21 protein-coding genes, 1 tRNA gene and 2 pseudogenes are annotated in these 25,161 nt (G+C 66.2%); 17 read left to right on the top strand and 7 right to left on the bottom strand.

Features of this window, described 5'->3' with window-relative positions:
- The first annotated feature begins 92 nt into the window (after positions 1 to 92).
- The 10 genes from AC1PZ7_RS03700 to AC1PZ7_RS03655 all read left to right on the top strand — a co-directional run bounded on the left by AC1PZ7_RS03700 (position 93) and on the right by AC1PZ7_RS03655 (position 8,322).
- A complete protein-coding gene (locus AC1PZ7_RS03700; protein ID WP_482358167.1) occupies positions 93 to 575 on the top strand; it encodes an MSMEG_0572/Sll0783 family nitrogen starvation response protein in 483 nt (160 codons plus the stop codon).
- Positions 576 to 770: 195 nt separating this feature from the next.
- Positions 771 to 1,865, top strand: coding sequence for a Nit6803 family nitrilase (locus AC1PZ7_RS03695; protein WP_482358166.1), 1,095 nt, complete (start codon positions 771 to 773; stop codon positions 1,863 to 1,865).
- Positions 1,783 to 2,925, top strand: coding sequence for an MSMEG_0568 family radical SAM protein (locus AC1PZ7_RS03690; protein WP_482359558.1), 1,143 nt, complete (start codon positions 1,783 to 1,785; stop codon positions 2,923 to 2,925). Before AC1PZ7_RS03695 ends, AC1PZ7_RS03690 begins: the two co-directional genes overlap by 83 nt.
- Positions 2,922 to 3,479, top strand: coding sequence for an MSMEG_0567/Sll0786 family nitrogen starvation N-acetyltransferase (locus AC1PZ7_RS03685; protein WP_482358165.1), 558 nt, complete (start codon positions 2,922 to 2,924; stop codon positions 3,477 to 3,479). Before AC1PZ7_RS03690 ends, AC1PZ7_RS03685 begins: the two co-directional genes overlap by 4 nt.
- Position 3,480: 1 nt before the next feature.
- On the top strand, positions 3,481 to 4,521 hold the full coding sequence (locus AC1PZ7_RS03680; RefSeq protein WP_482358164.1) for a sll0787 family AIR synthase-like protein: 1,041 nt from the start codon (positions 3,481 to 3,483) through the stop codon (positions 4,519 to 4,521).
- Positions 4,518 to 5,675 (top strand): MSMEG_0565 family glycosyltransferase, encoded by a 1,158-nt coding sequence (locus tag AC1PZ7_RS03675; RefSeq protein WP_482358163.1) that lies wholly within the window; start codon positions 4,518 to 4,520, stop codon positions 5,673 to 5,675. The genes AC1PZ7_RS03680 and AC1PZ7_RS03675 overlap by 4 nt, the downstream gene beginning before the upstream one ends.
- The gene (locus AC1PZ7_RS03670) at positions 5,668 to 5,955 is read left to right on the top strand and encodes an MSMEG_0570 family nitrogen starvation response protein (protein ID WP_482358162.1); all 288 of its coding nucleotides are present in this window, start codon (positions 5,668 to 5,670) and stop codon (positions 5,953 to 5,955) included. The genes AC1PZ7_RS03675 and AC1PZ7_RS03670 overlap by 8 nt, the downstream gene beginning before the upstream one ends.
- 16 nt (positions 5,956 to 5,971) lie before the next feature.
- Positions 5,972 to 7,237, top strand: coding sequence for an MSMEG_0569 family flavin-dependent oxidoreductase (locus AC1PZ7_RS03665; RefSeq protein ID WP_482358161.1), 1,266 nt, complete (start codon positions 5,972 to 5,974; stop codon positions 7,235 to 7,237).
- A complete protein-coding gene (locus AC1PZ7_RS03660; protein WP_482358160.1) occupies positions 7,234 to 8,091 on the top strand; it encodes a Pnap_2097 family protein in 858 nt (285 codons plus the stop codon). The genes AC1PZ7_RS03665 and AC1PZ7_RS03660 overlap by 4 nt, the downstream gene beginning before the upstream one ends.
- A 156-nt stretch (positions 8,092 to 8,247) precedes the next feature.
- Positions 8,248 to 8,322: transfer RNA gene (locus AC1PZ7_RS03655), tRNA-Gly, on the top strand.
- A 233-nt stretch (positions 8,323 to 8,555) separates the two neighbouring features.
- Here the strand turns inward: AC1PZ7_RS03655 and AC1PZ7_RS03650 are convergent.
- Both AC1PZ7_RS03650 and AC1PZ7_RS03645 read right to left on the bottom strand, forming a co-directional pair.
- Positions 8,556 to 8,787, bottom strand: a pseudogene (locus AC1PZ7_RS03650) (ATP-binding cassette domain-containing protein); the annotation flags it as partial.
- 291 nt (positions 8,788 to 9,078) lie between these two features.
- Positions 9,079 to 9,219 (bottom strand): annotated as a pseudogene (locus AC1PZ7_RS03645) (fumarylacetoacetate hydrolase family protein); the annotation flags it as partial.
- A 279-nt stretch (positions 9,220 to 9,498) separates the two neighbouring features.
- On the opposite strand from AC1PZ7_RS03645, the gene AC1PZ7_RS03640 reads away from it, so the two are divergent.
- The 3 genes from AC1PZ7_RS03640 (at position 9,499) to AC1PZ7_RS03630 (ending at position 14,324) form a co-directional block, all read left to right on the top strand.
- Positions 9,499 to 9,753 carry a helix-turn-helix domain-containing protein gene (locus tag AC1PZ7_RS03640; protein ID WP_482358159.1) on the top strand — a complete coding sequence of 85 codons (255 nt, stop codon included), beginning with the start codon at positions 9,499 to 9,501 and terminating at the stop codon, positions 9,751 to 9,753.
- Entirely contained in the window at positions 9,753 to 11,477 is a 1,725-nt protein-coding gene (locus AC1PZ7_RS03635) for a cation:proton antiporter (RefSeq protein ID WP_482358158.1), read from the top strand. Before AC1PZ7_RS03640 ends, AC1PZ7_RS03635 begins: the two co-directional genes overlap by 1 nt.
- A gap of 186 nt (positions 11,478 to 11,663) precedes the next feature.
- Positions 11,664 to 14,324, top strand: a complete 2,661-nt coding sequence (locus AC1PZ7_RS03630) for a cation-transporting P-type ATPase (protein ID WP_482358157.1) — start codon at positions 11,664 to 11,666, stop codon at positions 14,322 to 14,324.
- Positions 14,325 to 14,994: 670 nt separating this feature from the next.
- On the opposite strand, the gene AC1PZ7_RS03625 is transcribed toward AC1PZ7_RS03630, so the two are convergent.
- Together AC1PZ7_RS03625 and AC1PZ7_RS03620 are read right to left on the bottom strand one after the other, a co-directional pair.
- A complete protein-coding gene (locus AC1PZ7_RS03625; protein WP_482358156.1) occupies positions 14,995 to 15,228 on the bottom strand; it encodes a conjugal transfer protein TraD in 234 nt (77 codons plus the stop codon).
- A gap of 1 nt (position 15,229) precedes the next feature.
- Complete coding sequence (locus AC1PZ7_RS03620; RefSeq protein WP_482359557.1) at positions 15,230 to 15,574, bottom strand: conjugal transfer protein TraD; 345 nt, start codon at positions 15,572 to 15,574, stop codon at positions 15,230 to 15,232.
- Positions 15,575 to 15,727: 153 nt separating this feature from the next.
- On the opposite strand from AC1PZ7_RS03620, the gene traA reads away from it, so the two are divergent.
- Both traA and AC1PZ7_RS03610 read left to right on the top strand, forming a co-directional pair.
- A complete protein-coding gene (traA, locus tag AC1PZ7_RS03615; RefSeq protein ID WP_482358155.1) occupies positions 15,728 to 18,673 on the top strand; it encodes a Ti-type conjugative transfer relaxase TraA in 2,946 nt (981 codons plus the stop codon).
- Positions 18,674 to 18,800: 127 nt separating this feature from the next.
- On the top strand, positions 18,801 to 19,019 hold the full coding sequence (locus AC1PZ7_RS03610) for a helix-turn-helix transcriptional regulator (protein WP_482358154.1): 219 nt from the start codon (positions 18,801 to 18,803) through the stop codon (positions 19,017 to 19,019).
- A gap of 73 nt (positions 19,020 to 19,092) precedes the next feature.
- Here the strand turns inward: AC1PZ7_RS03610 and AC1PZ7_RS03605 are convergent, their stop codons facing one another.
- The 3 genes from AC1PZ7_RS03605 to AC1PZ7_RS03595 all read right to left on the bottom strand — a co-directional run bounded on the left by AC1PZ7_RS03605 (position 19,093) and on the right by AC1PZ7_RS03595 (position 22,418).
- Entirely contained in the window at positions 19,093 to 20,475 is a 1,383-nt protein-coding gene (locus AC1PZ7_RS03605; protein ID WP_482358153.1) for a Fic family protein, read from the bottom strand.
- A 231-nt stretch (positions 20,476 to 20,706) separates the two neighbouring features.
- Positions 20,707 to 20,934: a helix-turn-helix domain-containing protein gene (locus AC1PZ7_RS03600; protein ID WP_482358152.1), complete on the bottom strand. Its 228-nt coding sequence runs from the start codon at positions 20,932 to 20,934 to the stop codon at positions 20,707 to 20,709.
- Between the two features lie 155 nt (positions 20,935 to 21,089).
- Positions 21,090 to 22,418, bottom strand: a complete 1,329-nt coding sequence (locus AC1PZ7_RS03595; protein WP_482358151.1) for a tyrosine-type recombinase/integrase — start codon at positions 22,416 to 22,418, stop codon at positions 21,090 to 21,092.
- An 887-nt stretch (positions 22,419 to 23,305) separates the two neighbouring features.
- Between AC1PZ7_RS03595 and AC1PZ7_RS03590 the strand changes: the two genes are divergently transcribed.
- Together AC1PZ7_RS03590 and AC1PZ7_RS03585 are read left to right on the top strand one after the other, a co-directional pair.
- Positions 23,306 to 24,007, top strand: a complete 702-nt coding sequence (locus AC1PZ7_RS03590; RefSeq protein WP_482358150.1) for an FCD domain-containing protein — start codon at positions 23,306 to 23,308, stop codon at positions 24,005 to 24,007.
- A 144-nt stretch (positions 24,008 to 24,151) separates the two neighbouring features.
- The gene (locus tag AC1PZ7_RS03585) at positions 24,152 to 25,111 is read left to right on the top strand and encodes a tripartite tricarboxylate transporter substrate binding protein (RefSeq protein WP_482358149.1); all 960 of its coding nucleotides are present in this window, start codon (positions 24,152 to 24,154) and stop codon (positions 25,109 to 25,111) included.
- The last annotated feature ends 50 nt before the right edge of the window (positions 25,112 to 25,161 follow it).

Raw genomic sequence — 25,161 nt, 5'->3', positions numbered from 1 at the left:
TCTTTTTGCATTCCATCAATTGGCACATTGATTGCAATTCCCCTGGCCACGCCGGCACCGCCGCCGGTGTCGAGCCAGCCAAGGAGAGCGACATGGCCACCATCACCGTGCCGGCCCATCAGAAGGGCGACATTCTGGTCGACTACGAGGACAAGAAGTTCGAGGACGTCAAAGCCGCCCCCGGCGAAAAGGCGCTCGTCACCTTCCACACCGTCGCCTTCGAGGGCTCGATCGGCCTGGTCAACCTGCTGCAGGCCTCGCGCCTCATCCAGAAGGGCTTCGAGACCTCGGTGCTGCTCTACGGCCCCGGCGTCACGCTCGGCGTGCAGCGCGGCTTCCCCAAGCTCGGCGACGAGGCCTTTCCCGGCCATCTCAACTTCAATGGCCGCATCGAGAAGATCCTGAACGATGGCGGCAAGGTCTATGCCTGCCGCTTCGCCCTGCAGGCGCTCTACGGCCATGGCGAAGGCGCGCTGATCCCCGGCATCGTTCCGGTCAGCCCGCTCGACGTGCTCGACATCGTCCTGCTCCACCGCCGCGACAACGCCTTCATCCTCGACACCTGGACACTTTGATCCAGACGCTGTGACGAGGTTTCCGTCATCCCAAGGGTGACGGTTTCTCCGTCATCCCGAGGGTGACGGTTTCTCCGTCATCCCGGCCGCAGCCCGCAGGGCGCGGAGCCGGGATCGTACGCCAATGACAGAGCGATCCCGGATCGGCGGTGGTGCCGCCATCCGGGATGACGGCCGAGGCCGAAGGAGGCCGCAATGGCAGACATGACAATCGCGGAAAAGCGCATCGCGGAAAAACGCATCGTCCGCGTCGGCGCGGTGCAGATCGCGCCCGACCTCGACAGCCTGGAGGGCACGCTGACCCGCGTGCTCGCCGCGCTGGAGGAGGCGGCGGGCAAGGGGGCGCAGCTCGTGGTGTTCCCCGAGACCTTCCTGCCCTGGTACCCCTATTTCTCCTTCGTCCTGCCCCCGGCTCTCACCGGCGCCGAGCATCTGCGGCTTTATGAGAATGGCGTCGTCATCCCCGGCCCGGTGACGGAGGCGGTGGCCTCTGCCGCCCGCCGGCTCGGCGTGGTGGTGGTGCTGGGCGTGAACGAGCGCGACCACGGCTCGCTCTACAACACCCAGCTCGTCTTCGACGCCGACGGCGCGCTGAAGCTGAAGCGCCGCAAGATCACCCCCACCTTCCACGAGCGGATGATCTGGGGCCAGGGCGACGGCGCCGGGCTGAAGGTGGTCGACACCGCCGTCGGCCGGGTCGGCGCGCTGGCCTGCTGGGAGCACTACAATCCGCTGGCCCGCTACGCGCTGATGGCGCAGCACGAGGAAATCCACGTCGCCCAGTTCCCCGGCTCGCTGGTCGGGCCGATCTTCGCCGAGCAGATCGAGGTGACGATCCGCCACCACGCGCTGGAATCGGGCTGCTTCGTGGTCAATTCCACCGGCTGGCTCACCGAGGCGCAGATCGCCCGCATCTCGCCGGACGAGAGGCTGCGCAAGGCCCTCACCGGCGGCTGCATGAGCGCGATCATCTCGCCCGAGGGCAGCCATGTCGTGCCCCCGCTGACCTCCGGCGAGGGCATCCTGATCGCCGATCTCGACATGGGCCTCATCACCAAGCGCAAGCGGATGATGGATTCGGTCGGCCATTACGCCCGGCCGGAACTGCTCAGCCTGCACCTCGACGACCGCCCGGCCGTGCCCATGCACATGAGCGCGCGCGCAACCCCCTTCCCCGTCCTGACAGGGAGCCTTCCCGATGAAACCGATGGACCCGGCGACCGAGCTGCGGCCGCTGCCGACGGAACAGCTGATCAACGAGTTGCAGTCCTACGGGGTGCGGCTGGTTGACCCCCGGGCCGGCGCGGAGTCGCGTCGCGGCGGCGCCGGGCCTTCCGACCACAAGGCGATGACGCTGGACGGCATGACGGTGATGGTGCCGGTGCACACCGCGCCGGCCTTCGAGAGCCCGTACCTGGTCGAGAAGCCGGATGCCTATGGCCGGAGCCGCATCAGCCGCGACGGGCTGGTGCTCGGCGAGGTGTCGTTTCCCCTCCAGCCGAAATTCTACGGGCTCAGCACGGCCGACGGCATCCCCTATTCCAGGATCGCCGTGCTGCATGGGCGCGATGTGCTGGCGACCACGGTGCTGCAGAGCTGCATCCGCTATCAGAGCCGCACCAAGACCTGCCAGTTCTGCGCCATCGGCCAGTCGCTCGCCGCCGGCCGCACCATCGAGCGCAAGACCCCGGCCCAGCTCGCGGAAGTGGCGAAAGCCGCCGTGGAGCTGGACGGCGTCAGGCACATGGTGATGACCACCGGCACCCCGCCGGGCAAGGACCGCGGCGCCGCGATCCTCACCGAGAGCGCGGCGGCGGTGAAGGGCGCGGTCAACCTGCCGATCCAGGTGCAGTGCGAGCCGCCGGACGACGATGCGTGGTTTTCCCGGATGTTCGAGGCCGGCGCCGATGCGCTCGGCATGCATCTGGAAGCCTGCACCGAGCCCGTCCGGCAAAAGATCATGCCCGGCAAGGCGCAGGTCTCGGTGGCGCGTTATTTCGAGGCCTTCGCCGCCGCCGTGCCGGTGTTCGGGCGCGGCCAGGTCTCCACCTACATCCTCGCCGGGCTGGGTGACACCCGCGAGGACATCCTCTCCGTCTGCGACCGGCTGACGAAGATGGGCGTCTACCCCTTCGTGGTGCCCTTCGTGCCGATCTCCGGCACGCCGCTGGAAAGCCACCCCACCCCCTCCCCGGCCTTCATGAACGCCATTCTCGGCCCGCTCTCGGGAATGCTGCTGGCGACCGGGCTGAAATCCATCGAGGTGAAGGCCGGCTGCGCCAGATGCGGCGCCTGCTCGGCGCTCTCCACCTATGAGCGGCGCAATCTCGGGCAGGGAGGCTGCGCATGATGTTCGAGCCCTTCCGCCCCTTCCTCGCCGCCGACTTCCAGGTGAAGTTCGCCACCCAGACCTGGGAGAAGCGCGGCGCCGCGCGGCTGCGCCGAGAGGTGTTCTGCGACGAGCAGGGCCTGTTCGACGGCGACGACCGCGACGGCCTCGACGACGTCGCCATCCCCATCGTCGCGCTCTCCCTGCTCGGCCTGCTGGCCGACGACGTCGTCGGCACGGTGCGCATCCATGAATCCGAGCCGGGCGTGTGGTGGGGCTCGCGCCTCGCCGTCGCGCCGGACTACCGCAAGGTCGGCGCGCTCGGGGCGGCGCTGATCCGTCTCGCCGTCTCTTCCGCCCATGCGCGCGGCTGTACCCGGTTCCTCGCCCATGTGCAGAGCCAGAATGGCCTGCTGTTCCGCCGTCTGCACTGGAACGTGGTGGAGGAGAAGGAGCTGCACGGCCGCCCGCATTACCTGATGCAGGCGGACCTCGCCTTCTACCCGCCGATCCTCGATGCCGAGACCGGCTTCCGCTCGCCGTCCCGCGCGTCCCCGGCACGGAAGGCGGCGTGACATGAGAGCCCCCGCCCCTTCCCTGCCGCTGTCGGCCACCGCCTTCGAGGCGATCGCCGCGAAGCTGCGCGCCGCCGCCGGGCTCAAGGCCAAGGCCGATATCGGCCGCGCCGCCGCCCGGCTCGGCCTCGGCGGCACCGGGGCCGTCCCGGTCGGCGACGACTGCGCGGCGATACCCGATGGCGACGGCTTCCTGCTGCTCGCCATCGAGGGCTTCATGAACGAGTTCGTCGCCGGCGATCCCTGGTTCGCCGGCTGGTGCGGGGTGATGGTCAATCTGTCCGACATCGCCGCCATGGGCGGGCGCCCGCTCGCCGTGGTCGATGCGGTGTGGGCGCGCGGCGAGGACGGCGCCGCGCCGGTGCTGGAAGGGCTGCGCGCCGCCTCGGAGCGCTTCGGCGTGCCGCTGGTCGGCGGCCACACCAACCTCTCCACCGATCGCGGCCAGCTCTCCGTCGCCGTGCTCGGCCGGGCCTCGCGGCTCCTCACCTCCTTCGACGCCCGCCCCGGCGAGACGCTGATCGCCGCCATCGACCTGCGCGGGCGCTACCGCGAGCCGTTCGCCAACTGGGAAGCGGCGACCGACGCGCCGGCGGCGAGGCTGCGCGGCGATCTCGAACTCCTGCCGATGATCGCCGAATCCGGCCTTTCGCGCGCCGCCAAGGACATCAGCCAGGGCGGGGTGGTCGGCACCGGCGCCATGCTGGCGGAGTGCTCCGGCGTCGGCCTCGAGATCGACCTCGCCGGCGTGCCGGCGCCGGAGGGCGTCGATCCGGCGCGCTGGCTGACCAGCTTTCCCAGCTTCGGCTATCTGCTCACCGCGTCCCCCGCCGACGTGCCGGCGATCGTGATGGCGTTCGAGGCGCGCGGCATCGCCGCCGCCGCCATCGGCGCGGTGACGGCGGACCGGCGCGTGAACGTCGTGAACGGGCGGACGCGCGAGACGATCTGGGATTTCACCCGCGCGCCGCTGCTCGGCTGCGGTCCCGCCGACCTGCAGCTTGAGGAAGCAGCAGTGCCGGCAGCGGAGGACGCGGCATGAAACGGCCCCTGCGCATCGCCATCCTGGCCCATTCGACCAACCCGCGCGGCGGCGTGGTGCACGCGCTGGAACTGGGCGACGCGCTCACCCGGCTTGGCCACGAGGCGGTGGTGCATGCCCCCGACCCCCGCGGCGCCGGCTTCTTCCGCCCCAGCCTGTGCGGCACGGTGAGCGTGCCCGCCTCGCCGGTCGGCGCCGACGTGACGGAGATGGTGCGCATCCGCGCCGGCGACTATGTCCGCCATTTCGAGGCCCCGGCGCATCGCCGCTTCGACGTCTTCCACGCGCAGGACGGCATATCCGGCAACGCATTGGCAACGCTCAGGGAAAACGGCCTGATCGCCGGCTTCGCCCGCACCGTCCATCATGTCGACGCCTTCCGCGACGCGGCCCTGCTGGAGCTTCAGCGCCGGGCCATCGTCTGCGCCGACCGACATTTCGTCGTCAGCCATCTGTGGCAGGGCCTGCTCGGCGAGATGTTCGGCATCGAGGCCGCCCTCGTCGGTAATGGCGTCGATACGCACCGCTTCACCCCGGCGCCGGACGGGCGCGAGGCCGCGCTGGCGACCCGCCTCGGTCTCGGGCCCGGCCCGGTCGTGCTCGCCGTCGGCGGCGTGGAGGGGCGCAAGAACACGCGGCGAATCCTCGATGCCTTCACGCAGATGCGCGCCCTCCATCCGAAGGCCCAGCTCGTCATCGCCGGCGGCGCTACCGTGTTGGATCATCACGACTATCTGCAGGAGTTCGATTCCGCGCTCGCCGCCTCCGGCCTGCCGGCCGAGGCCGTCATCCGCGCCGGCACCCTGCCGCAGGCGGACATGCCGGCGCTCTACCGGCTCGCCGACGTGCTCGCCTTCGCCTCGGTGAAGGAAGGCTTCGGCCTCGTCGCGCTGGAGGCCATGGCCTGCGGCGTGCCCACCGTGGTCTCGCGGATCGCGCCCTTCACCGAGCATATCGGCGAGGCCGAGACCGTCTGGTGCGACCCGCTGCAGGCCGGCTCGATCGCCGACGCGCTGATGCTCGCCCTTCAGCCGGAAACGCGCGCCCGCCTCGCGACGCTCGGCCCCTGCGTCGCCGCGCGGCACGACTGGACGAGAACCGCGCACGCGCATCTTGCCACCTATGAAAGCCTCGCGGAGCCCGCCCATGCCTGAAATGCGCTTCACCATCCGCTGGCCGGACGGCACGCTTGAGGGCTGCTACTCGCCCTCGCTGGTGATCAAGGACTACCTCACCCCCGGCGAGAGCTACGCGCTGGCCGATTTCCTCGCCCGAAGCCGCGAGGCGCTGACCATCGCCAGCCAGCGCGTCGAGGTGCGCTACGGCTTTCCCTGCTCGCGCGCCATGGGCCAGCTCGCCCGCATCGAGGCCGCCGGCCGGACCCATTCAACCCATCCCGACCCCCGCGTCGCCGTCGAGGCCTTCGACGAGTGAGCCCCGGAGAGAACTCATGAACGAGAACCGCATCGAGCATTACCCGGTGGTCATCGTCGGCGGCGGTCAGGCCGGCCTGTCGACCAGCTACCACCTCTCCCGCCAGGGCATCGGCCATCTCGTGATCGAGAAGCACAAGGCGATGCACGCCTGGCAGACCCAGCGCTGGGACAATTTCTGCCTCGTCACGCCGAACTGGCAGTGCGACCTGCCGGGCCACCCCTATCAGGGACCGGACCCCGACGGTTTCATGAAGAAGGACGAGATCCTGAATTATCTCAAGGAGTTCCGCGCCAAGGTCGACCCGCCGATCCGCGAGGGGGTGAGCGTGCGCCGCGTCAGCCCGCGCGCCGAGGGCGGCTTCCTCATTGCCACCACCTCGGGCGAGTTCAGCGCCGACAATGTGGTGGTCGCCTCGGGCGGCTATCACGAGCCGATCGTGCCGCGCATGGCCGAGCGCCTGCCGGCGGGCATCGCGCAGATCCACTCCGCCCAGTACCGCAACGCCGCGCAGCTGCCGGAAGGCGGGGTGCTCGTCGTCGGCTCCGGCCAGTCCGGCGCGCAGATCGCCGAGGATTTGCACCTGGCCGGCCGCAAGGTGCATCTGGCCGTCGGCAATGCACCGCGCTGCGCCCGTTTCTACCGCGGCCGCGACGTCGTCACCTGGCTCGCCGACATGGGCTATTACGACATGCCGGTCGAGCAGCACCCGCTGCGCGAAGGCGTGCGCGACAATACCAACCACTATGTCACCGGCCGCGACGGCGGGCGCGACATCGACCTGCGCAAATTCGCCATCGAGGGCATGGAGCTCTACGGCGTGCTGCGCGACTATGACGGCGCGCGGCTCGTGTTCGACACCAATCTCGCCGGCGCGCTCGACGATGCCGACAAGACCTATAACGGCATCAACGCCGCCATCGACAGGCACATCGCCGACAACGGCCTCACGGCGCCGCCGCCCTCGGTCTACCAGGCGGTCTGGCGCCCCTCGGGCGAGCGGGAGACGCTGGACCTCGCCACGTCGGGCATCACCTCCATCGTCTGGTGCATCGGCTTCCGGCCGGATTTCGGCTGGCTGGACGCGCCGGTGTTCAACGGCGCCGGCCATCCCCAGCACCGGCGCGGCGTGACCGGGCGCGAGGGCGTCTACTTCATCGGCCTGCCCTGGCTGCACACATGGGGCTCCGGCCGCTTCGGCAGCGTCGGGCGCGACGCCGAGCACATCGTCGCCCATATCGCCGGGCGGGCGGAGCAGGCCCGGCAGGGAAGCGCCGCATGAACGTCGCGCGGCCTCCCGAGACCTTCGTCGCTGCGGCGATTCCCGCAGCCGGCGACATGATCCGGCTCGGCATGCCTCAGCTCTGCCTCGGCGGGCTGTCGGAGACATGGCTGCTGAAGGAGCTCGGCCACCGCCACTGGATGGGGCTGGCGCGGATGGCCGGCCGCGCGGTGCCGGACTTCCGCGATGCAGACGGCGCGCCGGTCTATGCCGCCTTCAGCGCGCTGTCCGTGACGGACGGCGATTTCGCCAGCCTCGGCGAGAATGACCTCCTCGCCATCCGTTCCGGCATCACGCGCGTCTCGCGCACCCAATGCGCCAGCCGGCACGCGCTAAGCAGCGGCGGCCGTCCGGTAGGCCGGGTGGAACTCGTCTCCGCCTTCGTGCGCAGGGCGAGCGGAGGCGGCAACCACACGGTGGCGCGCGTCGCGCTGGAGAACTTCCCTCCGCCGGCACGGATCCCGGGCGGCCTCGCCGCGCGCGCCGCCGACCTGCGCGCCGGGCGGCTCCCCGCCCATTACGGCTTCGACCTCGCGGGCAAGGCGACCGGCGCGACCTTCGAGATCGATCCCTGCCCGGCACAGGACTTCAACGGCGCCGGCTTCCTGTATTTCTCCAGCTTCGTGGCCTTCATCGACCACGCCGAATGGCATTTCGACGGTCGCCGCGCCCCGCGCGCGACGACGCTGGCGCGCGATGTGTTCTACCGCGGCAATATCGACCCCGGTGAGCGGCTGGTGGTGCGCTGGCGGGCAGCGCGGCGCGATCGCGGGCAGCTCGCCCATCACTGCCGGCTGGAACGCGCCGGCGATGGCGCCTGTCTTGCCGAAGCCTTCACCCTGCGCGCGGTGTGAGCGCCAATGCGCGGCCGCGGCGGCACCGGAATGCCCGCCGTCATCGAGCTGTGAGAAAAGCTGCAAAAGCCCGTTGCATTCGCCGCGCGGCTGAGGCATAGAGACGGCCCGTTCGGGGCGGCAGGCACAGCCCGCCGATCTGCGAACACGGAGCGGGCGGGTGTAGCTCAGGGGTAGAGCACAACCTTGCCAAGGTTGGGGTCGTGGGTTCGAATCCCATCGCCCGCTCCAATTTTCCCAAAGAAAATCAAATGCTTAGCAAGCGCCCTTCGGGGCGCTTTTTGCTTACTGGCGCCAATTTGGTCTGCTTGGTAAGCGCTCGGTAAGCTTGTCAGGTAAAGCCTTGGCGAGCTCTAGCGTAGCCGACGGACTGCTCAAGCTCGCGTCGAAAGCCCGGGCGGGGTACGCGCGACGGCTCGGCAGATGAAGATCACTTGCGATAATCGGCACTGCGGCGATCAAGGAGCCACGTCCTGACACATGCGCTCGATGACCAATGTCGTGGGAGATGAAGAGATAGGCGAGACCCATCGTCTCCTGCAACTCCAGCATTAGATCGAGCACGCGGGCCCGCACCGACACGTCGAGCGCCGCGACGCTTTCGTCCGCCGAGATGAGCTTCGGCTCCAGCGCTAGCGCGCGGGCGAGGTAGATGCGCTGGCGCTGACCGCCGGAGAACTCGTGCGGGTAGCGGCTGAGCGAAATCTAAATTGTACAAACTTGGCAATCTGCTGGTTACACTCAACTCCGACCGCAGAAGCCGACTGGGCATAAAATCTACATTGGCCACCTGGCGGGGCCGGCCATCCGATAATGCGTTCGACCTATGTGCCGTTGCTGCATTTATGTCGGGTTGCCGCCATGTCCCCGCGCGCCATAAGCGCGGCCGCCGCATTCTTACGCGGTATGTCGAAGACGAAGAAGGCGCGCGCCACGAAGCTCTGCAGCGGCGGCGGCGGAAACGGGAGCGGTGCTCATGCTGCAGCCTTATGCGTCGACAACGGGATTGCGCAAAATGCCGATGCCATCGACTTCGATCTCAACGACATCGCCGTGCTTCATGAACACTGGCGGCTTGCGGTCGTAGCCTACGCCCAACGACGTGCCGATGGCGATGACGTCGCCGGGATTCTGACTGTGGTGACGGCTCGGTCACCAAGGCTTCGGTGATAGCTGAGGGTCATCACGAGTGGGCCACGCGCCGCGCTGGTGGGCAAGTAAGGCCGCCCGGCGGCGCGCGCGATCCAAGCGTTCGAGATGTATTTCCGACCAGGACAAGTTTCATCAGGTGCTCCTCTCAGGCGCAAAAAACAAAGCAGGTTCGAGCGAAGCGTCGCTTGACCTCGATCAACGCAAGCAAACGAAACGTCGTTATTCTGCACTGAACTGCAGCATACGAAGAAATCTATGCCCCACGATCAGTATCAGACCGTCCATGAGGTGGCCGACCGGCTGAGGGTCAACGACGCGACGGTCCGTCGCTGGATAAAGGACGGCGATTTGCGAGCCATCGACATCGGCAAAGGATGGAGGATCTCCGATGCCGATCTGGCACAGTTTCTCCACCTCCACGAGACCCGGTCGAGGGAGGACGGAAATCCTCCTCCGCTCCACAACGATGCGAACGATCCCCTCCCTCCGACAGATCGGAAAGACAGCTGATGGACCTCTTGCTGCTTCCGCCTTTTGCCGAGGTTGCGCTTCTGCTGGTGATGGCGGCCGGCATCGGTCTCGTCGGAATCCTACTGCGCCAGCCCTTGATCGTCAGTTTCATCGCCGTGGGCCTCATCGCCGGCCCTTCGGCTTTGGATGTGGTTCGCTCGGATGCCCAGATCGACCTGCTAGCGGAACTCGGAATCGCGATCCTGCTGTTTCTCGTGGGCATCAAGCTCGACGTAAAGCTGATCCGTTCGCTCGGTACCGTCTCGCTGATGACGGGCTTGGGCCAGGTGGGGTTCACGTCCGTATTCGGCTACTTGATAGGACTGGCGCTGGGGCTCGGTCATGTGACGAGCCTCTACGTCGCTGTCGCGCTTACCTTCTCCTCGACGATCATCGTCGTGAAGCTGCTGTCCGATAAGCGTGAGATCGACTCGCTTCACGGTCAGATCGCACTGGGCTTCCTGATCGTACAGGACCTCGTTGTGGTGCTGGCGATGATCCTGCTGTCGGCCATCGGTATCGGGGCGGCCACCGAGGGTAGCCACGGCGGGGCGTCGGTCGCCACTGTGTTGCTCGCGGGTCTTGGGATGGTGGCCGTAGTCGCTGTCTTCATTCAGTACATTGCCACACCGCTCACCGAACGCTTGGCCCGAGCGCCCGAGCTTTTGGTGGTCTTCGCCATCGCTCAGGCCGCGATGTTTGCCGCGGTCGGTGATCTCATGGGCCTCGGCAAGGAGGTCGGTGGCCTGCTCGCCGGTGTTTCGCTTGCCTCCACTCCCTATCGAGAAACCATCTCGGCCCGACTTGGGCCGCTGCGAGACTTTCTGCTCCTCTTCTTTTTCATTGCGCTGGGATCCACGCTCGATCTCTCACTTCTCGGTGGGCACGTCGCCGGAGCCATCGTCTTCTCGCTTTTCGTCCTAATCGGCAATCCGCTCATCGTCCTTACGATCATGAGCGCGATGGGGTACCGCAAACGGACCAGCTTTCTAGCGGGGCTGACCGTGGCGCAGATCAGCGAATTCTCCCTGATCTTTGTCGCCATGGGGGTGAGCCTGGGTCACGTCGGCGAAGATGCACTTGGGCTCGTGACCATGGTGGGTTTGGTAACGATCGCCGCGTCGACCTACATGATTACCTATTCCCACCGACTCTATGCGCTGTGTGAACCCCTCCTCGGAGTGTTCGAGCGTAAGAACACCCCGTGCGAGGGGCGCGACGAGCGACCAAATCCCAACGGGTCCGCCCAAGTGATCGTGTTTGGTCTCGGCCGCTTCGGTACGGCGATCGGGCTACGTCTGAAAGCGCGGAAGCTCAGCGTACTGGGCGTGGATTTCAACCCGCAGGCCGTCCGGCGTTGGCACGAATTGGGGCTCGATGCCCAATTTGGTGACGCAACCGATCCCGAGTTTGTCGCCGAACTTCCGCTGCACCATGCAGGCTGGGTCGTTCTGTCCGTGCCGCAGCAGGCAATCGGACTTAGTCACGAGGATGCCCGCAGTACCCTGCTTCAACTGGTTCAAGCGGCCGGGTTTGGCGGGCGTGTTGCGGTGACCTCCCACGGTTCGCAGGAAACGGCCTTCTTGGTGGCTTCCGGTGCTGATACGGTGCTCGAACCCTTTCAGGACGCGGCAGATCGTGCCGTCGAGATATTGTGCGGTAGTCCAGCGGACAACCGTACCGTCATTCCAGAGATCGATGCGGAAGGGCGCGAGCTCGCATGAGCGCGGCCGCTCGATTTTATAGGTCTTCCACCGGCACTGGCCGACATCGCGCCAGGCGTGCCGTCACAACCGGCTCCGATCGAGGGGCTCGTCCTTCCGCATTGCGGGGCACCGTGCCAAGACTGGAAGCCCGGATTTGATGATCCCCGTCAATGGACGGGGCCCTCAAGCAGGACTGGAAAAGTCATGTCGTCGACACTGATCCATCCGCATAGCCAGTCGGTCGAGGCTTGCCTCGCGGCCTTGGACACCGGGGCTGAAGGGCTGTCCTCTGCCGATGCGGCGCGGCGCTTGGCGCAGCATGGTCCCAACCGCTTGCCCGAGCCTCCAGCCCGCAGCGCGGTTATGCGGTTCCTCGCGCACTTCAACAACGTGCTGATTTACGTGCTGATCGGAGCGGCCATTGTCACCGGGGCGCTGCAACACTGGGTGGATACGGGCGTCATTCTGGCGGTCGTCCTGGCCAATGCGGTGATCGGCTACATTCAGGAAGGTAAAGCCGAGGCCGCGATGACGGCGATCCGCAACATGTTGGCGCCGCACGCGGCGGTGTTGCGCGATGGCGCCCGCATCTCTGTCGACGGAGCCGACCTTGTGCCGGGAGACATCGTGCTGCTGGAAGCCGGCGACAAGGTGCCAGCGGACCTGCGTGTCCTTGAGGCCCACGGCCTTTCCGCTCAGGAAGCGATCCTGACGGGTGAATCCGTTCCCGTCGAGAAGGTCGTAGATCCTGTCGCCGCCGACACGGCGCTCGGAGACCGCCGATCAATGCTGTGGTCGGGCACGCTTCTCACACAGGGAACGGCGCGCGGCCTGGTGGTTGCGACGGGTTCCGGCACCGAGATTGGCCGCATCGGCGGGCTCCTGGCTGAGGTGGAGCAGTTGAAGACTCCGCTGGTCACGCAGATGGACAATTTTGCCCGCTGGCTGTCGTTTCTGATTCTGCTGTGTTCGGGGCTGCTGCTCGCATACGGCTATTATGTCGGCCACTACGAATTCTCTGAAATGTTCATGGTGGTCGTGGGCGTTGCCGTTGCGGCGATCCCGGAGGGCCTGCCGGCGGTGATGACGATCACGCTCGCCATCGGCGTTCAGGCCATGGCGCGTCGCAACGCCATCATCCGCCGTCTACCGGCCATCGAGGCGATCGGTTCGGTCTCGGTGATCTGCACCGACAAGACCGGCACGCTGACCCGCAATGAAATGGTGGTCGCAGCCGCGGAAACGCCGGAAGGCGTGTTTGAGATTCCCGGCGAAGGATATGAGCCAAACGGTATTATCGCTTCGTCCGGCAAGCTCGAAAGCCTCGCCCGTGCATCGGCGCTCTGCAACGATGCCGAGCTGCACCAGCATGCCGGCCACTGGGTCGTCGAAGGTGATCCGATGGAAGGGGCGCTTCTCGCCTTTGCCGGCAAGGTGACAACCGATCCGCGGGCGCAGACGCGACGGCTCGACGCCATCCCCTTCGATTCCCGCCATCGCTATATGGCCGTCCTGGTCGAGGGTGCGCAGAGCCAAGTGACCTACGTCAAGGGCGCGCCCGAGCGCGTGCTGCGCATGTGCCGCGATATCGATCCCAAGCACTGGCATGATCGCGCGGAAATTCTTGCGCGGCGCGGACTGCGCGTGCTCGCGCTGGCCGAGCGCACCAAAACCGCCGAGCGCATTGACCCGGACGCCCTCGAAGGCGGGCTCACCTTTCTCGGCCTGGTCGGGCTGATCGACCCGCCCCGCCCGGAGGCAATCGCGGCGGTGGCCGAGTGTCGGGCGGCGGGCATCCGGGTCAAGATGATCACCGGCGATCATGCTGGAACGGCGGCGGCCGTCGCGGCGCAGGTCGGTCTTGAAAACCCTGTCCGGGTGCTGACGGGCGCGGACCTCGACAAGCTCGACGATGCGCAACTCGCGCTCGAGGTGGCGAGCGTCGATGTCTTCGCCCGAACCAGCCCCGAGCATAAGTTGCGGCTCGTGACCGCCCTTCAGGCGAATGGGCTGACGGTCGCGATGACGGGCGACGGGGTGAATGACGCGCCCGCGCTGAAGCGCGCCGATGTCGGCATTGCAATGGGGCTGAAGGGGTCGGAAGCGGCCAAGGAAGCGGCCGATCTCGTCTTGGCCGACGACAATTTTGCGTCCATCGCCGCAGCGGTGCGCGAGGGCCGCACCGTGTTCGACAATCTCACGAAGGTGATCAGCTGGACCCTGCCCACCAATGCGGGTGAATCCATGGTCGTGGTCCTGGCTCTGCTGGCGGGCCTCTCGCTCCCGATCACTGCGGTGCAGATCCTCTGGGTCAATCTTATCACTGGCATCACCCTGGGGATCGCGCTGGCCTTCGAGCCGACGGAGGCGGGGACCATGGCTCGCCCCCCACGACCGCGCGAGACGCCGATCCTGTCCGGCGAACTGGTGTGGCACGTCTCGCTGGTGGCGCTGTTGTTCCTCGCGGCGGTGTTTGGCATCTTCACCTATGCGACAGACCGGGGATATCCGCTGGAACTGGCGCAGACCATGGCGATGAACACCCTGGTGGTGCTGGAGATTTTCCACCTGTTCTTCATCCGCAACATCCACGGCACCTCGTTCACCTGGGCTGCTGTGCGGGGAACGAAGGTGGTTTGGGCCGTCGTTGTTGCTATCACCGCAACGCAGTTCGCGGTCACCTATCTGCCGTCGGCGCAGGCGATCCTCGGTACCCGGCCGGTATCTCTGTGGGACGGTGTCCTGATCGTGGGAGTCGGCGTGGCATTCTATGCCGTTATCGAGATCGAGAAGCAGATCAGGCTGGGTCTGCGTCGCCAATCACGCCCGGAAGCGGGGATCTCCATACAAAAAGGTGCTGCGTAAAGATCGGTCGTGTGCACGGGCGGCGCCCTTCTCAGCACCGCATCAGGCAGATCAGCATTGATGATGCGGTCGCCCTCGATTTGCTCCGAAGCGAAGGCCCACAAGACGATCGCGCCACTTATGCAATGAACCGCGCCGGATTTGTCGCCAGAACTGCGAATCATCTCCGACGAGCTATGGGCATCAGCCGCAGCGAGATTGATGCCGTTCTGCACGGCGACATTATCGCTATCGCTGATTGTTTCGCAGGGAGCGGGTGAGTCGCAGATGACCCATCCAATTCCCCCATTCGTCCAGGCTTGCGCGCGAGTGTCGGGACCCGTTGAGTCACGGGCCGGTCTGTGGGGCTAACCCTCCTTACTTCCTGCCTCAGCGATCATGATCGCAATCGCAAGGGGACGTCAGACGAATAAGTGACAATGCAGCGGCGCGGTTCTAGGACGGACGTGAGGGCGCGCGTACGGCCTTCACTCCGCAGAATTGGTTGACCGCCAGCAGACACTTCCAACGGTCGCTCTAGGTTAGGACCGTAGCAATCCCCACGAAGGAAGATTCTCGGTTGCAGTCATCCGAGAGCGGCTAGCTGTGCGCGCTTTAGGGCAGGAGCCGATTACCCTCGAGCCAATGGGCATGGTTCAAGGCCGATTGAATCGCTGATGTGAAGCGTGGCCTATTTCCGGTCTTGGCGACCTTCTTCGAAAGCCTGCGTTCCCTTCGCCTTCCAAAGGCCGCGTGCCCGTTCGCTCTCCTCGCTCCTGAGCTTGCCGGCCACCCAGAGCAATGCGCCATAGATGACGACGCGGTCGTCGTTAGTCAGCTCGACCAGGCCTGACTTGACCACCAGCCCGCCAAGTTCGATCAGGTGCCGCGTGCGCCTGCGGCGCTCGACCTGCCAGTCGCGCATGTCATGCCGCGCCTGGCTCGCCTGATGGCGGTTGCGAGCCGCCTGGTTGCGCCGGAGCGCTGACCGCGTTGTCGTCAGGCGCTGATGCAGATCGGCGTGCCTTTCCTTGAAAAAATACCGCACTCCGTCGCGCCCACGCCTCCTTCCGTCCAGTGTCATTGAGTTCGGCCAGCACGAGCAGCGCGACGGCGAGTTCCTCGGCGGTGAGCGCGTCCGCGCCGGTGGCAATCACCAGATCGCCGAGTTGCTGCACCTTGCCGGTCTTGAGCTCTCGTGCCTTGTCTTCGAGTGTCTTCAGCTCCGCGTCGAAGTCCCGTGGTTGCGCATGGGTCTCTCCATCAGCAATCAATGGGAGGATGATAGTTGAGCGGGTTGCGGATGGCTGTAATGTTGCCGGGACAGACTGGTATGGGCTTGTCGCTCCCGAGATTTTTTCGAGGGAGGGCGCGCTTATACGTCGTTCCGACGTGCGCTTCGCCGTGGTGATGTTCGGATCGCGATGGCGATCTATCATCTTCACGTCAAGGTCATCGGCCGCAAGGCCGGCTCCAGTGCGGTGGCGTCCGCAGCCTACCGCTCTGCTAGTCGGCTGCGCGATGCGCGCATCGATCGGGTCCAGGACTTCTCTGGCAAGCGCGGCGTCGTGCATTCCGAGGTGCTGCTCCCGGATGGGGCTCCCGAGGTGTGGGGCGACCGTGAGCGGCTCTGGAATGATGTCGAAGCCTTCGAACTGCGCAAGGACGCGCAGCTCGCCCGCGAGGTCGAGTTCGCCCTGCCACGGGAGATGAGCCAGGCGCAGGGCATCGCGCTCGCCCGTGACTTCGTGCAATCCGAATTCGTCGATCTCGGGATGGTCGCCGATCTCAATGTGCATTGGGATATTGGCGAGGACGGCATGGCCAAGCCCCATGCCCATGTCATGCTCACCATGCGCTCGGTCGACGAGGACGGCTTCGGCCCGAAGGTGCGAGAGTGGAACGCGACCCACATGGTCGAGCGCTGGCGCGAACGCTGGGCCGCGCTTGCCAATGAGCGGCTGGCCGAGCTCGATATCGACGCACGCATCGATCATCGCAGACTGGAAGCGCAGGGCATCTCGCTGGAGCCGCAGAGCCAGATCGGCGCACCGGCGCAACGCATCGAAGCGGAGGGGATCGAGGCGGCCGATCGGGCGGAACTGCATCGGGAGATCGCGCGCGGCAATGGCGCGCGCATCATCGCCGTTCCGTCACTGGCGCTGGACGCCATCACCCATCAGCAATCGACCTTTGCCCGGCGCGACATGGCGCGCTTCGCGCACCGCCACAGCGACGGGATCGAGCAGTTCAACGAAGTGATGGGCGCAATGGGCCGTGCCCCCGATCTCGTCGAACTCGGCAAGGATGGACGCGGCGAAGATCGCTTCACCACCAAGGCAATGATTGAGGCCGAGCAGCGCCTGCACAAAGCTGCCGAGCTGATGGCCGAGCGCGAACGCCATTCCGTGAACGACAGGGACCGCGAAGCCGCCTTGGAGCGCGCCGAGCAGCGCGGCCTCGTTCTCTCCGCTGAGCAGTCTGATGCGCTGGCGCACATCACCGGCACGCGCGATCTCGGCATCGTCGTCGGCTATGCCGGGACGGGGAAGAGCGCGATGCTGGGTGTCGCGCGCGAGGCCTGGGAGGCGGCCGGCCTTGAGGTGCGCGGTGTCGCCCTGTCCGGTATCGCGGCGGAGAATCTGGAGAGCGGATCGGGCATCACCTCCCGCACGATCGCCAGCCTGGAACACGGCTGGGGGCAGGGCCGGGATCTGCTCACCTCCCGCGATGTTCTGGTGATCGACGAGGCCGGCATGGTCGGCACGCGCCAGCTGGAGCGCGTGCTCTCCCATGCCGCTGACGTCGGCGCCAAGGTGGTGCTGGTTGGCGATCCGCAGCAGCTGCAATCGATCGAGGCCGGTGCCGCCTTCCGTTCGCTCGTCGAGCGCCATGGCGGCGCGGAGATCAGCGAAGTCCGCCGCCAGCGCGCGGACTGGCAGCGCGACGCCACGCGCGACCTCGCGACTGGCAAGATCGGCGATGCGATCCAGGCCTATGAGAGGAATGGCATGGTCCATTCCTCGCAAACGCGGGAGCAGGCGCGCGGCGAGCTGATTGATCGCTGGGACCGTGACCGCCAGGCGGCACCGGACTGTAGCCGTATCATCCTCACCCACACCAATGACGAGGTGCGTGCCCTCAACCAGGCCGCCCGCGAGCGGATGCGGGAAGCCGGCGATCTTGGCGAGGAGGTGCGCGTCACGGTCGAGCGCGGAGAGCGTTCCTTCGCTGGTGGCGACCGTGTCATGTTCCTGCAGAACGAACGTGGGCTCGGGGTGAAGAACGGCACGCTCGGCACCCTCGAGCAGGTCAGCGCGCAGTCCATGTCGGTGCGCACCGATGAGGGCCGATCCATCGCCTTCGACCTCAGGGATTATGACCGCATCGATCATGGCTATGCCGCGACCATCCACAAGGCGCAGGGCATGACGGTGGACCGCACCCATGTGCTGGCGACGCCCGGCCTGGATGCCCATTCCAGCTATGTCGCGCTGTCGCGCCACCGCGACGGTATGGAACTGCACTATGGCCGCGACGACTTCGCGGATGGGAACCGGCTGGTGCGCACCCTGTCGCGCGACCGGGCCAAGGACATGGCGTCGGACTACGCGCGGTCCGATCCGGTGCAGGACTATGCCGAGCGGCGCGGCATCATCTTCCGCGAGCGTGTCGTGGAGATCGTCAGGAGGATCGTGCCGGAACAGGTCCGCGAGCGCATCGGCGACATGATAGAGGCCGTGCGCTCACCCGCAGACGGCACACGGGCGCCGGAGCGGGTAGCGCCGGACAGGAAGGCGGCGGAAGACCCGGAGGACGCGTTGCGCAGCGCCCGCAGGCGGGCGCTTGTCCGCCACGCCCGCGCGTCCGACGCTATCATTGAAGTCAAACGACAGAGCCTTGCGCCTTCCGTCGAGCAGCGGCGCGAGCTCGGTGCGGCAAGGCGCGCATTCGATGAGGTGCGGCCCCACGGCTGGCAGGATGCGGAAGCCGCCTACAGCAGGGATAACAGCCTCGCGCGCGAAGTGAGCTCCGGCAAGCTCAATCGCACCATCCGCGCCCTTCAGCTTGAAACCGAAATCCGCACCGATCCGGAGCGCCGCGCCGATCGCTTCGTCGAGCGCTGGCAGAAGCTCGACCGGCAGCACCAGCGTCTGTACGCGCAAGGCGACTACGCGGGCTACAAAGCCACCCGCGTCCAGATGGGCGACATGGCGCGGAGCCTGGAGCGCGATCCGCAGCTCGAATCCCTGCTCGCCACGCGCAAGAAGGAACTCGGCATCAGCTTTGAAACCGGCCGCAGTCTGGGCCGCGAACTCGCCCATAGCCACGGCATCGACTTCGACCGGAGCCGGGGCCTGGGTCTCTGACCTGTCCGATGTGCCGCCGCCGCTTCGCCGCGCTGCACCGGCGCCGTTCATCCTCTTGCTGGTCGGCGCCCCATGCCTTGGCTTGCGCAGGCGCCCTCAGGCGCATCCAGCAGGAGGCAGCACCGCCATGCAGACACCAGAGCGTATCATCCGCCTGAAGACCGTGCTCGCTCGCACCGGCCTGTCCCGCTCCACCATCTATCGCAAGGTCGCCGAGGGGACCTTCCCCGCCCAGCTCAAGATCAGCACCAACGGCGCCGGCTGGCGGGAATCCGACATCAACCGATGGGTCGCCGATCCCCCGAGATGGCGGGCACGGGAGAGGTGCGAGGTCGATAGCTTCTAACGCACCCGGGGCAGAGATCTGCTTCGGCTCAGACTTCCGTCATTGTCCGTAACTGCCGGAATTGCCCTTTCAGCTAGAGGCCGCGGTGGATGGCCTGCGCAACCGCAAAGATCAGCCTTTCGTCCGGGAAAACACCCTGATCGTGCAGAGCATGCAGCTTTGCCTCAAAATCTGCATAGCTTGGCGTCGCGCCGGGTTCGTTGGCCAGCGTCTGAAGCTCACGGCAGACCGCCTGGATACGCTCAATCTTGGCCGAATTCTCATCGTGACTGGGCGATCCCGGTCCATCCCGAGCTGCCTTGTCGGCGTGCGCTAAAACCCAGCGTGCCACTGCCTCCAGGGCGTCTGCTGAGCTGGCAATGAGGTTGTAGCTGGTGCTCCGGCCGCCAGCGAGATCGCGGACCAGAATGCCCTTGCCGGACAGGTCCTCGATGTCTCGAGCGGCAGTGTCCTGTGAGCACTTGGCGAGGGCGGCGTATTTGGACGACGTCAGCTTGCCTTCGAAGCCGTCGAGCAGGCGGTTGACCACGAGGCGCTGGCGCGCGTGCAGCTCCGTTCCGGAATGGGCCTCCCAGAATCGGGCCTTGCGCAGAACCGTGGCGAGGACCGCCTCCGCCCCATGGAAGGCCCGGTCCAAACACTCCAGGAACCAGGCCAACCACGCCGTGATGTCGAGGTCGCCCTTCTGGGTCTGCTCCAGGGTGTCATAGTAGGTCTTCCGTTCGACCCGGATCTGTGCGGACATGCTGTAGAACCGTTGCGGTGACCGCTCCGAACGGGCCAGCGCCATGTCGGCGATGGCCCGCGCGATGCGCCCATTGCCATCCTCAAACGGGTGGAGCGTGACGAACCACAGATGGGCCACGGCCGCGAAGAGGACAGGATCGATGCTACTGGGCGCGTCGAACCACGCGAGGAAGACCTGCATTTCGGCCGGGAGTCGCTCCGCGCTCGGTGCTTCGAAATGGACATGCTCACGCCCGATGGGTCCCGAAACGACCTGCATCGGTCCGGCTTCCCCGGTACGCCATGCGCCAACAGCAATTTTGGCCATGCCGCTGCGACCGGTGGGAAACAGCGCGGCATGCCAGCCGTAAAGCCTCTCCTCAGTGAGAGGGGCGCGGTAGTTCTGGGTTGCGTCCAGCATCATTTCGACGACGCCTTCGACATGGCGATCCACCGGGGCGAGTGCCCCGATGTCCATGCCGAGGCGCCTCGCGATTGAGGAACGGACCTGCTCACGGTCGAGCCGTTCGCCCTCGATATCGCTGGATTTGAGGACCTCTTCGGTCAGGGATTGCAGAACGGCTTCGCCGCGGAGCTCGAAGCCGAGCCCCTCCATGCGGCCGACCAATCGGCCCTGGTGATGACGCACCGCCGCCAGAGGCGCCGCCAACGCCATGTGATCCCAGCGAAACCGAGGCCAGTCTGTCAGTTCATGGATATAGGGCAGCATTCTCCGCACTCCACGCCGAGAATGTGATGTTCAATCTCCGCAAACACAAGAGCATTGTCCGCAAATATGCGGAGAATGCTGAGCGCAATCTCCGCATCCAGAACATGAGTCCGGCAGGTCGTCGCCGATCGCGGCCACGCGATTGCGCAAATATGAGTCGTCACAGGAATTATGACCAAATGGGCTGGTCACAGCTGCGCGGGATGTGCCGCGAGCATTTGCCCCAGCATATCAGACGATCCCGCTCAGGCCCTTTGCCTTCACGAGATTGAGCAGCTTGAGCGACGGACCGTCCGGGCGCTTCTCGCCACTCTCCCATCTGCTGACGGCTTCCTTCCGAACATTCAGGTATTGCGCAAAGACGGATTGGGAGACTTGCTCTCGTTCGCGCAGGGCCCTGATCTCTTCGGGAGCCAGAGGCTGGACCGGGGTAAGGCATAAAATAACGAGCTCGCGCATGGCTGCCTCGTCCACGAGGCCAGTCTCGTGGAGGCCGATAGCCGTCCTGTGGACCGAGCTTAGGATGCCGCTCTCAACCTTCTTTGTCGCTGCCATCACTGGTTACCTCGGTCCCCAGCCCAAGGGCCAATAGAGCCTGCTTCCACTCTATCGTGTCACGATTCTGCCTGCGGCGCTCCCTGGTTCGTCACCCGAAATTCCTGTGACTGAGGTGCGCCGCGCCGCGTGGCGGGCGAAGCAATCGTCTTGCCGTCCAGGATTTGAGCCATCTCATCCGCGACGCGATCGGCGGCGAGCCTCAGCGCTTCGTCGATATGGATGTAGCGCTGGGTAACGCCGCGTGCCGCGTGGCCCAGAAGCGCCGCGATGGTCAATTCGGAGAATCCGAGATCGCCAGCGACGCTCGCAAAGGTATGGCGCAAGGTATGTGGGGTGACATCCTCCAGCCGCGCCATCGCACACACACGGTCGAGCACGCGAACCACGCCGACAAAATGCCCTTCACCCCAGTCGGTCGGGAAGAAGAAGCGCGACCCTGTCTGCGGTTGTGCCAGCAGCAGGTCCACGGCGGCGCGGCCGATGACCCGCGTCTGCGCACCACTCTTCGTATCGGGAAAGCGGATTGAGCCCTCCTCTTCATTGAGCCAGGCCCGCTCCAGGGCGAGACCCTCCATGCGGCGCAGACCCGTCATCAGGAAAAAGCGGATCGCGGCGAGGCCGGTCGGGTGCTCCCCTTGCGGCTCCGCGGCCCGCATCGCCTTGCCCAGTTTCTCTATCTCGGCACGACTCAACCGGCGATCACGCGGCGTGCTCGCGAGGCGCCGAACGCCGCGCGCCGGGTTGCTCTCAATCTTCCCGAGACGCACCGCGTGCTCGAGGATGGCGTGCAGTGTCGACATGGTGCGGGCGGCGACCCCTTCGCCCCCTGTCGCGGCGCCACCGCGACTACCGACGCGGGGCTTGGAGGTCTTGCCGGCAGCGATATCAGCCTGGGCACCCTCGATATCGCCGAGCTTGAGCGCGCTGACTGCGCGCTTTCCCAAAAGCGGCCTGATATGCACGTCGATCCGGCTACGGTCCATGGCGAGAGTGGAAGCCTTGATGGGTCGCCGCCGCCGACCGAGTATGCGCCCAGCTTCAGCCTCAGTCAGGTACCAGTCACATACTTCCGCAATGGTAACGGCGTCGCCGGTGGCCGCCTGCTTTTCCTCGAGCGGGTCAACACCCCTGGCGATCCTGCCGAGGACGGCCTTCGCCTCGCGCCGTGCCTCCTCCACGGTCATGACGCCGTAGCGGCCGATCATGATGCGGCGGCTGCGGCCCTGAGCATTGCGATACTGGACGACGAAGGTCTTCAGCCCCGAGGCGACGACCTTGACGCCGAAGCCCCTGAGCTCCTGATCCCACTCGATCGAATACGAACCCTGGACCCCAACCTTCGAAGGTTTCAGAGCATCGACTGCCTGCTTCGTGAGTTTTTTCATGAAATATCCGAGTGTTAGGCGGATTTTGCTTACTCTAGCACGAAGCACTCACGAAAGTAAGCAAAAAGTCACCCTTTTAGGGCGTATGTTGGCGCGCTCTAGAGAGTCTGCGGCATCGATGTTTTGACTAATATCTCAATATATATAGTAAGTTAGTAAATTCTGGCGTAGAACGTCGCAGTACCGAGTAAGGCCGTGGGGCGCCTTGCCAAGGTTGGGGTCGTGGGTTCGAATCCCATCGCCCGCTCCAATTTCCTTCAAATGAACTGCCGGGCTAGATCGCGCCCCTGGGGACACCTCCCTGAGGCGGGCCATTTGGGCGATGCGTCACGCACGGGTGACGACCGTCGGGCTTATCCCTGACTTCCCCTCAGCGTGCCTGTCCTGATCGTGGTCCGCAGCCTGATGGCGCCGGCGCCCGGCGCCTCTCCGGGCAGGCCCGGAATCCGCCCGAGGCCGTCCCGGATCCGAGATCGTCAGCCCCGTCGGCAGAACACGGCAATGCGGGTCGAGGCGGTCGAGCTTGCTCGGCGCGGACCCGACCCGAGGCGCGGATTTGCCGGGATCCACCCTCACAACGGGCCGAGAAACAAGCCTCCTCCCGTCAATGGTCATGGTTCGCCCCGTCGACCGGCTTGGCCTGCCGGCATTGAACGGGATCGCGGCACCTCCAAAGTGCCGCCGCCTCCCGCACACGGACGCGCGCGGATGTTCCCGACCGTCGCCGCCGCCCCCCCTTGCCTCCGACCGACCCGTGCCTCCGAGGCATCTCCCGCGATGCCGGCGATCCGGGCCGACGTCGGTCCGGTTCGTCGACGCGAATGTCGAATGCCATATGGCGACATTAAATTGTTGACACTTTACAGTTCAGCGATACGCTCCCCCACATGTCGTCCTCATCCGCCGCCCACGACGTCACCTTCCTGCGCCTCAACTCGCTGCCCATGCTGCTGGAGCGCGAGATCGAGAGCATGATCCTCGACGGCCGGCTCTCCATTGGCGGGCGGATCAACGAGAACCAGCTCGCCGCCACCTTCGGCGTCAGCCGCGGGCCGGTGCGCGAGGCGCTGCGCTCGCTGGAGGCGCTCGGGCTGGTCGAGTTGCTGCCCAATCGCGGCGTCTTCATCCGCAGCCTCGAAATCGGGCAGGTGGTGGAGATGTATGGCGTGCGCGCCGCGCTCTTCGGCTATGCGGCCCAGCTCCTCGCCGGGCGTGCCGACGCGGCGACGATCGCGCGGCTGCGCGACATGCTGGAGCAGATGACGGCGGCGGCGCAGGCGCACGATTTCGACCGCTACTACCCGCTGAATTTCGCCTTCCACGACTTCATCGTCGCGAGCACCGGCAACGGCGTTCTGGCGGGGCAGTATCGCGGCCTGGTCAAGCAGCTTCGGCTCTACCGGGCCGGCAATCTGATGACCGGCAACACGCTGGAACTCTCCAACGAGGAGCATGCACGCATCGTCGAGGCGATCGCCCGCGGCGACGCCCCGGCCGCCTATGAGGCGAGTTTCGACCATGTCGAGCGCGGCAAGGACCGCCTGCTGGCGCGCTCCGCCACCGCGCGGGCCGAGGAGCGCCGCGCCTGATCTCCGATTGCGCGCCTCTCCCGCGCCAACGGGAGACGACGCACCGCCGAGACGCCATCGACGGCGACGTCGAGACGCGAATCAAGACGAGACCGTCATTGGGAGACCGCCCGACAGAGGTGGCCCCGCATTGGGAGGAAGTCCATGCGAAAGACCCTGACCGGCCTGTTGACGGCGGTGCTGACCGCCGGCCTCGGCACTCTTGCCCTCCACGCCGAACCGCTCGCCTACCCGCACAAGGTCGTCACGCTCGTCACCCATTCCAGCCCGGGCGGCGGCAGCGACGTGTTCCTGCGCGAACTCACGAAGTATCTCGGCAAATATATCGGCGCGACCTTCGTGGTCGAGAACGTGCAGGGCGGCAGCGGCGCCAAGGCCGTCGCCCGCGTCGCGGCGGCCCCCGCCGATGGCAGCGTGTTCTACGCCACCACGCCGACCTACATCTACACCTCGCTGCTCTCCAAGCCCTCGGCCACCTACAAGGACCTCGAGCCGGTAGCGAACCTGTTCGCCGACAGCGAGGTGATCTATACGCGCGCCGACGGCCCCTACCAGACGCTGGCCGACGTCATCGACAAGGCGAAGAAGGACCGCGGCCGCTGGGGCGCCGCCAATCCGGCCTCGCTGGAGCGCCAGGCCGCCGAGCAGCTCAAGCGCGCCGCCGGCGTCAACGCCGCCATCGTCACCCATGAGGGCGGCGGCGACATGATGCTCAACGTGCTGAACGGCACGCTCGACATCGGCATCGGCGAGGTCCAGGAGCTGCGCTCGCAGATCGACGCCGGCAAGGTGCGCCTGCTCGCCACCTTCAACCCGCAGCGCATCCCCGAGAAGCCGGACGTGCCGACGGTCAAGGAAAGCGGCTACGACGTCACCCTGGTGAAGTTCCGCGGCCTCGCCGGGCCGAAGGGCCTGCCGGACAATGTCACCGCCATCTGGGACGAGGCGATCAGGAACGTGCTCGCCGATCCCGACTACAAGAAGCGCTACACCGAGGAGATCCTGGTGGCGAACTTCATTCCGCACCAGGAATACCAGGCCTTCATCACCAACTTCGCCAACGCCACCGAGGCGTTCCTGAAGGAAACCGGCGCGGTCAAGTAGCGATCCCGCCGCCCGGCGCGGCGCCGGCCCCATGCCGCCGGCGCCCGCTT

The sequence above is a fragment of the Ancylobacter sp. TW_SC_1 genome, from assembly GCF_056836805.1.
The sequence above is the reverse complement of the archived record's forward strand: the minus strand, read 5'-3'. Positions and strand labels throughout refer to the sequence as shown.